At 40.6% G+C, this 9,843-nt stretch carries 12 protein-coding genes; 11 read left to right on the top strand and 1 reads right to left on the bottom strand.

What is annotated here, in order from left to right:
• Nucleotides 1-1,219 precede the first annotated feature (1,219 nt).
• The 4 genes from ACQEXU_RS21465 (at nt 1,220) to ACQEXU_RS21450 (ending at nt 3,623) form a co-directional block, all read left to right on the top strand.
• Complete coding sequence (locus ACQEXU_RS21465) at nt 1,220-1,858, top strand: hypothetical protein (protein WP_427012245.1); 639 nt, start codon at nt 1,220-1,222, stop codon at nt 1,856-1,858.
• A gap of 140 nt (nt 1,859-1,998) precedes the next feature.
• Nucleotides 1,999-2,535, top strand: coding sequence for a nucleotidyltransferase family protein (locus ACQEXU_RS21460; protein ID WP_140213294.1), 537 nt, complete (start codon nt 1,999-2,001; stop codon nt 2,533-2,535).
• A 201-nt stretch (nt 2,536-2,736) separates the two neighbouring features.
• Nucleotides 2,737-3,060 (top strand): hypothetical protein, encoded by a 324-nt coding sequence (locus ACQEXU_RS21455; RefSeq protein WP_053808975.1) that lies wholly within the window; start codon nt 2,737-2,739, stop codon nt 3,058-3,060.
• Between the two features lie 140 nt (nt 3,061-3,200).
• Entirely contained in the window at nt 3,201-3,623 is a 423-nt protein-coding gene (locus ACQEXU_RS21450; protein ID WP_152816029.1) for a DUF2513 domain-containing protein, read from the top strand.
• A gap of 187 nt (nt 3,624-3,810) precedes the next feature.
• On the opposite strand, the gene ACQEXU_RS21445 is transcribed toward ACQEXU_RS21450, so the two are convergent.
• Nucleotides 3,811-3,972 (bottom strand): hypothetical protein, encoded by a 162-nt coding sequence (locus ACQEXU_RS21445; RefSeq protein WP_427012244.1) that lies wholly within the window; start codon nt 3,970-3,972, stop codon nt 3,811-3,813.
• Nucleotides 3,973-4,307: 335 nt separating this feature from the next.
• Between ACQEXU_RS21445 and ACQEXU_RS21440 the strand changes: the two genes are divergently transcribed.
• The 7 genes from ACQEXU_RS21440 to ACQEXU_RS21410 all read left to right on the top strand — a co-directional run bounded on the left by ACQEXU_RS21440 (nt 4,308) and on the right by ACQEXU_RS21410 (nt 9,669).
• Nucleotides 4,308-5,231, top strand: coding sequence for a chromosome partitioning protein ParA (locus ACQEXU_RS21440; protein WP_427012243.1), 924 nt, complete (start codon nt 4,308-4,310; stop codon nt 5,229-5,231).
• Nucleotides 5,232-5,346: 115 nt separating this feature from the next.
• Nucleotides 5,347-5,943, top strand: a complete 597-nt coding sequence (locus ACQEXU_RS21435; protein WP_427012242.1) for a class I SAM-dependent methyltransferase — start codon at nt 5,347-5,349, stop codon at nt 5,941-5,943.
• A gap of 152 nt (nt 5,944-6,095) precedes the next feature.
• Nucleotides 6,096-6,416, top strand: a complete 321-nt coding sequence (locus ACQEXU_RS21430) for a DUF2834 domain-containing protein (RefSeq protein WP_039628183.1) — start codon at nt 6,096-6,098, stop codon at nt 6,414-6,416.
• A gap of 132 nt (nt 6,417-6,548) precedes the next feature.
• Nucleotides 6,549-7,208: a YkgJ family cysteine cluster protein gene (locus ACQEXU_RS21425; RefSeq protein ID WP_427012241.1), complete on the top strand. Its 660-nt coding sequence runs from the start codon at nt 6,549-6,551 to the stop codon at nt 7,206-7,208.
• A gap of 156 nt (nt 7,209-7,364) precedes the next feature.
• Nucleotides 7,365-7,670 (top strand): NIPSNAP family protein, encoded by a 306-nt coding sequence (locus tag ACQEXU_RS21420; protein WP_213904217.1) that lies wholly within the window; start codon nt 7,365-7,367, stop codon nt 7,668-7,670.
• Between the two features lie 156 nt (nt 7,671-7,826).
• Complete coding sequence (locus ACQEXU_RS21415) at nt 7,827-8,408, top strand: hypothetical protein (protein ID WP_141180034.1); 582 nt, start codon at nt 7,827-7,829, stop codon at nt 8,406-8,408.
• A gap of 154 nt (nt 8,409-8,562) precedes the next feature.
• Entirely contained in the window at nt 8,563-9,669 is a 1,107-nt protein-coding gene (locus ACQEXU_RS21410) for a helix-turn-helix transcriptional regulator (protein ID WP_427012240.1), read from the top strand.
• The last annotated feature ends 174 nt before the right edge of the window (nt 9,670-9,843 follow it).

The following is a 9,843-nucleotide window of genomic DNA, read 5'->3' as shown; positions in this document are numbered from 1 at the left end:
TTTAAGGCGCAGTGATTTAGGTTAGGTGCTAAGCGTTGTTCGCACCTTAATGCGGCGTTATGTTTACTTGCATTTCAAAGGCTTAAAGGTCTTAGGCTCTAGTTCTTTGTCCCTCTGTCATTTCGTCCCTAGTAGACTCAGCAAATCCGCATTGTCGGTCTAAGTTCTTGAATCTCTCAGCCCGTAAAATATGCCAATGTTCGCGGGTTGCTTCATTGTCAGGTCGTGGCGGTTGGCTTCTGGTTTAACTGGCTCAAAGTCGCTTCTAGGTTCTTAGTCAATTGGCATTTTGGTTTGGCAGTTGCCTCGGCAATTCAGCATTGTTTTGCGCTTTGTTTGGAAAGACAGGGCGCTTGTTGAAAGTTAGTTGGGTTGCCTCATTGGGCAGGGAAGTGGAATTACACGTTTTAGGTTGGTCGCCTTTGTCGGTCAAGTGGGTTTCAGCCTTGTGGTTTACTTCAGAAAACTAGTCAGAAATAGCAGTTCTTTCTCAATTAAGTCAGTAACTTGTGGTAAAACATAACAAGCAATTCAAGCTGATTCGCAACGCTCGGCACTTTTGGTTTCAGTTGGTTTAGTGATTAAGGTGAAGTGCTTGGGTAAGGTGGCAGCGTTGCTCACAACTTAATTGGGCGTTAGGCGACGGGCAGTAAAGTTCTTTGTTCTCATCTTCTTAGTTCTCTTTGAGCATTCGTTTTTCTAAGTCGGCAACTTGGCATTGTCGGCTGAAATTCTTGAATCTCTCCTGCCGTAATACATGCCAAAATTCGTGGGTTGCCTCATTGGTTTTTGGAGACGGTTAGTGGCGAGTTTAATTGGCTCAAAGTGTGGCAAGGGCAAGTTAATCGAGGTTTTCGTTCTCGCTTTAAGTTTGCAGCTTTGGGTTTCTCAGGTTCAAAAACTACTTAGTCGCTGCAAATTCGCATTTCGTGGTCGTTGGAATTTTGGCTGAAACATAGTGAGTTTTGTGGTTCTTGAATCACAAAAAGTCAGTGGGTGCTTGGTTGCTTATTTTGTTTCGGGTAATCTGCTTTCAAACAACCTTGAACTCTGGTGGGAAACTTCGCCTAACAAGGCGTTCAAGACGGATTCACAACGCTTGGCGATTTCAGTTCCAGTCAGGCTAAGTGTTTAAGGTACAATGGTTTAGGTTTGGTGATTGGCGTTGTTCACCACTTAACGCGGCGTTATGGCACAGGAGTGAAGTGTGGAACTATCGATGTCTAAAAGTACAAATATTGTAGTGAAATCGACTTTTAATATCTTGAAAGAAGCGCACAATTTGTATGCAGAACATAGGTTAAAGCAGTTTCTCTATACTATTGATTCTGAAATAGAGTATTTGAGCCCTGATGCCCAAGCAGAGCTCAACGAGTTCTTAAATAGCAAAGGTGCGCAAAAGCTTCTAGCTGACTACGCTGCTGCAATTACTTCTACCTCTAGTGAAATTAGTTTAAGGGCTCTCGCTTTAACTTTTATAAATGATCAACAATTCAATTTTAGTGAAAGCGAAAAAATCAGGTTTATTTCATGTATTAATGGAATTGATGATTTGAAGATAAACTTGTTTATAAAGCTAGCATCGCTAAAAAAGCTCGAATCGAAATCTATATACCCAATTTACGCTATCAGTAATCAAAACTTTGAAGCTTTAAATTTAGGTGTCGATGTTGACGAACTGTTTGCTTATTCAGAGGATTTTATGAATCGAGGTTTGTTGTTGCGAGATCCTCGTTCAAAAGGTGCTAATTTTTACTCTCCACAAGAGGGTGACTGGTCAATTTGTTTCGGTATTAGTTCAACACTACAAAGGTATGCATCAGTGTTGAGAAAAGCAAAGGTGTTGGCTGCAAAGTAGTGCCATAACAAACTGTTTAAGAGTGATTCGCAACGCGTGGCATTTTCACTATGCGTTGTGTTTAGTGTTTAAGGTGGCATGCGGGAACTTCGGTATTGCGTTGCTCACACCTTAACAGGGCGTTAGGGCACAGGGCGGAAATGGATAGAATCGTAGAATTAATCAAACAAGATCCAGTTAGAGTTACAGCCTTAGAATGCGTCTCTAAATTGGGCTTACCCCAATGCTATATTGCAGCTGGTTTCGTTCGTAATCTTGTTTGGGATGCACTGCATAGCTTTGATGTAGCAACACCATTGAACGACGCGGATGTCATTTACTTTGCTCCAGACGAAAACGACCCAAAAGCATATTTAAAGTATGAATCTCAGCTCAAGCATCTAATGCCAGAAATTAACTGGCAAGTTCGTAACCAAGCACTCATGCACACTCGGAATGGCGACTTACCTTACACTAGCTCCCTTGATGCTATGAGCTATTGGCCAGAGCAAGAGACAGCTGTTGCCATTCGACAAGTTGCGCCTGATAACTATGAATGTATTGCAGCTTTTGGCTACGAATCCTTATTTGGTTACTGTGTCACACATAATCCTAAAAGGTCACGAGAAACGTTTGAAAATCGTGTAAATTCAAAGGGCTGGTTAGTAAGGTGGTCATCTTTGAGAGCAGTGCCCTAACAAGCAATTCAAGCAGATTCGCAACGCTTGGCATTCTTGGTTTGAATCTGCTTCAGTGATTACGGCACAATAGTCTAGGCAGGTGGTAGCGTTGCTCACTACTTAATTGGGCGTTAGCGCGCTGGGTCAGTCAAATCCTGGATGACATTGGAAAAGGTATCGGTCTATTCTTATTCTGATGTTTTAGTGAGGGTTAAAAGTATGGCACCAAGAAATTATTACACGTTACCTGAGATTGTCTTTTGTACTTATATTGCAAGATTTGGTCGCAGCCAGTTTGATGAAAGCGATATCAATGATTTTAGTGGTCGTTCATTGTCCTCAATTAAGATGAAGGTCCAGAATATTGCATCAATGATAGATGAGGCTGGTTATAAAGCATCGAACCAAGTTAGTTTGCTTACTGGAAAAACAACTGGTGAAAAAGGGCGCAAAACTAACTGGGATGATGTGCATCCTCTGTTAAATCTAGGCCAAAGTGAGTTGCTCAATAAATGCAGTGAACTTGGCATAAAAGCGCGCTAACAAGCAATTTAAGAGGGATTCACAACGCTTGGCACTTTTGCTTCTACTTCGGTTTTAGTGTTTATGGCACAATACTTTAGGTTTGGGTGGAGGCGTTGTTCACCCCTTAATTGGGCGTTATGAGCCAACGAGGAATTTTAATGAAGATCGATAAAGAGTATCTAAAGTCTTTGCTTGAGGCGTTTGAAAGTGCGGAAGGACCGCTGACCAATATAAGAGAATTGGAAGCGAAAGGCTTTCATTATGACGATGATAAGTTTGCTTTTCACACCGACCTCCTAGTTGATAAAGGATATATCGAGTCGTTTGCTACCCAGCAATCACGCGGTGCGGGCTATAGGCTTATGGGGAGTGGTGAAAGGGTTTGGTCGGTTGTTCCGCTGAGGTTAACTGCTTTTGGTCATGACTTTATTGAGTCATTAAATGAACCGAATGTTTGGAGAGAAATACAAACAAACTTTAAAGATGCAAGTTTAGACACAACAATTTCTGTAGCAAAAGATCTTGCGAAAGGTTATGCAAAACAGAAAGTTAAGTCGCTACTTGATGCAGCAGGCTCATAACAAAGCATTTAAGAGTGATTCGCAACGCTTGGCGCTTTCGCTTCGCTCAAGTATAGCCAAACGCTGCTCACACCTTAATGCGGCGTTATGTTTACTTGTATTTCAAGGGCTTAAATATCTTAGGCTCTAGTTCTTTGTCCCTCTGGCAATTCGTCCCTAGTTGACTCAGCAAATCCGCATTGTCGGTCTAAGTTCTTGAATCTCTCAGGCCGTAAAACATGCCAATGTTCGCGGGTTGCTTCATTGTCAGGTCGTGGCGGTTGGCTTCTTGTTTAACTGGCTCAAAGTCGCTTTCAGGTTCATTACCAAGCAGCATTTCAGCTTGGCAGTTGCCTCGGCAATTCAACATTGTTTTGCGCTTTGGTTGGAAAGATAGGGCGCTTGTTGTTTCTTGGTCGGGTTGCCTCATTGGGCAGGGAAGTGGAATTACTGGTTTTGGGTTAATCGCCTTTGGTGGCCAAGTTGGTTCTTGCCTTGTGGTTTAGCTTAGAAAACCAGTGAGAAATAGCAGTTCTTTCTCAATTAAGTCAGTAACTTGTGGTAAAACATAACAAACAATTCAACAGTGATTCGCAACGCTTGGCGCTTTCACTTCGGGTTGAGTTTAGTGTTTACGGCGCAATGTTTAAGTTCAGTGTTTGCGCTGCTCACACGTTAATTGGGCGTTAGGCAATAGAGGTAAAAATGAGTATTAGCGACGTGAAAGATTTAGTCCAGATGTTCGGAAGTTTTGGTATTGGAGCTATAGTTGGAGCTGGCTTTCTCTTTTTTATATTGAAGTCATTCTTACCGAGTTACTTTTCTGAGAAAGCTAAAAATCTTGCTACAAAAGAAGATATTGGACAAATCACTAGTGAAGTCGAAAAAGTGAAGTCTGGTTACGCTGAAATGCTCGAAGAAGTAAAAAGTAACCACCAATTAAGACTTGCATCAATAGAGCGAGAAAAACTCCTCAAAAAAGAAGTATATCTCGACAGTGTAGAAGCCTTGAGCAAGTATCAAGGGGCTTTGGCAGTGATGAGTAATCTTGATATACCAAACCAAGTTATAGCAGACGCATTTTCTGCCAACGCAGCGCAGATAGCCAAAATGAATATGGTTGGTACGGAAAAAACAGTAAGAAGCTTGACTAATTTTACTGGTGAAGTGGGGGCTGCATATATGAGTCTCTTCCTCGAGCGAGGGGGGTTAATAAGTCGAAAGAGTCATATTGAGTTCCTTGAAACTTACAACAAAAAGCACAATGACGAAATTGAACGTTGCTTAACCATTATGAAAAATATGAACCTCGAGGGTATTACAGATAATGGCGCGTGGGACAGAGTTAATAAGGCTTTTGAGAACGAATGTAAGTCAAGAGACCAGTTTGTGTCTGAAATAAATATCAACTGGGCAGTACAAAATGAAGAGCATCTAAAGTTTACAGAGCGTTGTATGTCTGAGTTCTTTCGGGTTAATGACCTAACTCCCCACTTACTTCTTTCAGTTCGTGACGAACTGGAACTAGAACTCAATGAAACTGAGTATCTAGAAATCCACTCAGAAAGCACCAAGAAAGGTAAGGAAGTATTTGAATCCTTTATGAACAACCTGAGAAATATTGCCTAACAAAGCATTTAAGAGTGATTCGCAACGCTTGGCAGTTTCGCTTCGCTCAAGTATAGCCAAGCGCCGCTCACACCTTAATGCGGCGTTATGTACTTTTACGGAAAATCAGAAATTTATGGATGAAAATGCTGAAATTTGGCGTCAGTACTACGAAAAGGCACTATCTCGCCCACATTCAAAACGTACTGAATTTGCTGTCAGACTCAACGAATCAAACCTCAAAGTAGCCACTGACTGTGGTTGTGGAACCGGCAGCGATATCGAATACCTCGATCAACAGGGTTATCAAGTTCATGGTTTCGATATTAATCCTGATTCAGTCGCTATTTGTAAAGATCGGTTCGGGTCAAAGTCATTAGTGGATATTTCAGCGTCCTCGTTTGAGTCGTTCGATTATCCAAAGTCTGGTGTAGTTATCGCAAACTCCAGTTTGTTCTTCGCTGACCCAAACCAATTTGCATCGACTTGGAGCAACATCAGATCTTCAATTGAAATCGGTGGAGTGTTTGCTGGTGACTTCATGGGTTTCAAAGACAGTTGGGCTAACAACTATCGTAGCCCTACAACATCGTTGTCGGAATCAGAAGTAAAGGCTTTGTTCTCAGGCTTTGAAATAGTCAGGTTCTTTGAACGTGATGAAACAGCGAAAACTTCATTGGGTAGAATGAAGCATTGGCATACATATTCCGTGGTCGCAGTGAAACGTACATAACAAAGCGTTTAAGACAGATTCGCAACGCTCGGCATTTTCGGTTTGATTCAGCTTTCGTGATTACGGCACAATAGTGTAGGAATGGTGGTGGCGTTGCTCACTACTTAACGCGGCGTTAGGGCTTACTACAACAAATTTGCAAGGATGGCGAAATGGTAAGGTTTTATCTGGTTCTTACGTTGTTAGGTATATTGCTACCTTATGGAGCGTTGGTTCCTTGGCTAGTTGCCAATGGCTTAGATATTAGCCTTTTGCTCAGTGAAGCGGTGGCAAACCCCATTAGTATAATGGCTTGGCTTGATGTTTTGGTTGGTGCGATTGCTCTGATAGGCTTTATCTTAGTGGACGGGCAAAAACATAAAGTGAAGTATCGATATTTTGCAGTGTTGGGGACTTTGTCAGTTGGTGTGTCGTTCGGGCTCCCAATGTATCTGTACTTCAAAGAAAAACAGTCCCTTCAGCCACAGCCCTAACAATAAATTTAAGAGTGATTCACAACGCTTGGCGCCTTCACTTCAAGTGAGTTTAGTGTTTATGGCACAATGCTTTAGGTAAGGTGTCAGCGTTGTTCACACCTTAATTTGGCGTTAGCTGAAAGGAAAATTATGATATCGCAAGAAAGTTTTAATAAGCGCTGTGTAGATTACGATTTAAAGTATCGCAAAGCCAAGAAGGATGCAGATGAACTTGAAATATTATCTATTGCTGAAAAAGAGGTTTTTGTAGAGGCATTTAATTCGAATCCTAAACCAGCATGCCATGCAGGTTGCTCGCATTGCTGTCATTTGAGAGTTGTTGCTTATGCTCACGAATTAGTCGCAATTCATCGATACGTTAGCTCAAAGTTATCTACCCAAAAGCGACTAGAGATAACTGAACGAATTAGGAATCAGTACGAAAAAATAAAAGATTTGACGGAAGCTGAGCATTTTGTTGTAAATGTTGAATGTCCTTTCCTGGAAAATCATAAATGCTCGATATATCCGGTACGTCCAATGACCTGTGCTAGCTACCATTCTTGCTCTAAGGCCGCTTGTAAACAGTCATACGATGAACCCTCAGATATGAGTGCGGGTATCCCTTTAAATCCAAGGGTATCGATTGAACAGGATATACAGTTTTCTGTGGTGGAGCAGGTGATTAAATACAACAAAGATGATGCTGAGAAATATGAGCTACTTCAGGGGCTACATAAATTGTTCCAAAACCCTAAAGCAATTCAACGTTGGAAGAGCGGCAGAAAAATGTTCAAAAATTTCAGCTAACAAGCAATTTAAGAGGGATTCACAACGCTCGGCATTTTTGCTTCTACTTCAAATTTAGTGTTTATGGCACAATGCTTTAGGTTTGGGTAAGGCGTTGTTCACCCCTTAATTGGGCGTTATGCGCTAATGGGAAAAACGATGAAAGGAGTTCAATAAATGGTTACTTGTTACCTAAGATATATCATTGATCCATCGAAGGTTAGTGAATTTGAAGAATACGCGAAAATGTGGATTCCACTAGTAGGAAAATTTGGTGGGCAGCATCACGGCTATTTCTTACCTTCTGAAGGAGCTAATAATGTGGCCTTAGCTTTGTTTTCATTCCCAAGTCTCGCAGCTTACGAGTCATATCGTACTGATTCATTTAAAGACAAAGAGTGTATTGCTGCTTTTCAATTTGCTGAAGATACAAATTGCATCATTAGCTATGAACGTAGCTTTTTCAGACCAGTGCTGGACTAACCACGCGCATAACAAGCAATTTAAGAGGGATTCACAACGCTTGGCATTTTTGCTTCTACTTCAAATTTAGTGTTTATGGCACAATACTTTAGGTTTGGGTGGTAGCGTTGTTCACCCCTTAATTGGGCGTTATATTAATTTCAAAATAGAGGGTATATGAGCGCAGAACAGAAATTAGTGTATTTGGAGTCAGGGAAATTGTCATCATCTAGTAGTAAACTATTGATGTTTATTAGTTTTACACTGGCTCTGTTTTTATTGCTACCTAATTCAGAAAAAATAACTGTCCCTCTAATTGGACTTAAGCTCGACTATGGGTTAGCTGTTGGTGTAACCCTAATATCACATGCATTTATGCTGTATCGCGCAATTGCAGCGATAAACTATGAACGATTGCTAAGAGATATGCTTAAAAATGAACTTGAGCTCTCTAGCCTAGAAATCTGGCGATATGCTTATCCAAGCATATTTAATTATCATCAGCTATCTCCTTTTTTTGCCAGTGGTTGGCGTCAGAAAACGATGACTATAGTTTCTGTGGTGAGCCTGCTTGGTATGGGAATTATTTTACCCTGTTCTGTGATGGTCGTTATGTTACGCCATGAGGTGAGTGTGATAACAGTATCATGCAGTGCTATTGGTGCTGGTGTTTATCTGTTAACTTATGCAACTCAAATTACTGTGTACCGGATGGAACCAGAGCAAAAGTTCAAAATTATCACAAGCTCGGACGAGTAGGTCACATATTAATATAACAAGCAATTTAAGAGGGATTCACAACGCTCGGCATTTTTGCTTCTACTTCAAATTTAGTGTTTTCGGTACAATGCGTTAAGTTGGGTGGAGGCGTTGTTCACCCCTTAATTGGGCGTTATATTCCGAAGGAGAGGTTATGTCAGAAAATCAAGTACGTCAGTTCAGAATAAAAAAGAAGATTAACAAAAAAGAACTAGCAAACTCTGTTGGAGTAAGTACTGCTAAGATTACAGCAATTGAAAATGGTGCTGAAGCAGAGCCAGAGGAGTATGCTCGAATAGCTCTCAAACTTGCAGTAACAATAGATGAATTGTATCCAGCTTTGGAACATAAATGGCCAGAGTTGGAAAAGAAAAAGCGATTCATAGAGATACAACGAGAGATCGAGGCTGAAATCGAAGAAAAACAACTACTAGAGAAAGAGTCTCTTGAAGATGAGATAAAAAAGAGAAGAAAAGAAAAAGAGAAATTAAAACAACACATACGGAAAATCGAAAAGGATCGAGAAGTAATACTAAAAGAGCATGAAGAGTTAACAGATCAGGCTACCAAAAACAGGATATTACGTGAACTGAACTTTGCTCCGGAGTATCAAGAGGCTGGAATTACAATCTTGCAAGGTTTCATCAGACTGCTTAAAAGAAAGTACAAGGAAAAAGATGTTAGTGTTTCCATAAAGCAACATGGAATGAAGGTTACAATGATTATCAAAACACCAGATGGTAAGACGGATGAGGTTGAAGAGTTTTTGGACCAATATTCTGAAGTTATTTCTGGTACCGCTATGATTGAAACATTAACGACGGATCCAGTTGCAGTCTTAGAGTTGAAAAATCAACTTAACCTCGCTGAGATTCAAGTTCAGCAACAGAGAGATATTAATCTCATACTAAAGACTAACCATGACAGCAGAATCAAATCTTTAGAAAAAGAGAATGCGTGGTTTAAAGAGCAGCTTTCATTAGCTGTTGCTAGCTCTAAACATTTTACAAGCGAGATATTAAATCAATTAAATAAGAATGATAATGACATTGCTTCTCTTGCACAGAAGTTAGTTGAGATCGTCGAAAAATCTGAATCTAACTCAAAAGAAATAGCAGCTGTAAATACCAAGACCGAAGAAGCGAGTAGAACGATAGACGAGCTGAATAAAATGGTTTTGAAGGATGGGGTCGGAAAAGGAGCTTCAGAAGCGATTAAGAATTTAATTAAATGGGCAGCCTCTCGATTAACTGGAATATAACAAAGCATTTAAGAGTGACTCACAACGCTTGGCGATTTTAGTTTAAACTCGGTTTTAGTGTTTAAGGTGCAGTGATTTAGGTTAGGTGTTTTAGCGTTGTTCGCACCTTAATGCGGCGTTAGCCGTCATGGAGCTTGCTATACTCAAAGTGATAGAATAGTATCACTTTAGTAT

Source organism: Vibrio sp. TRT 21S02 (assembly GCF_050113675.1).
Taxonomy (GTDB): domain Bacteria; phylum Pseudomonadota; class Gammaproteobacteria; order Enterobacterales; family Vibrionaceae; genus Vibrio.
This window is presented reverse-complemented; position numbering and strand designations above follow the sequence as displayed.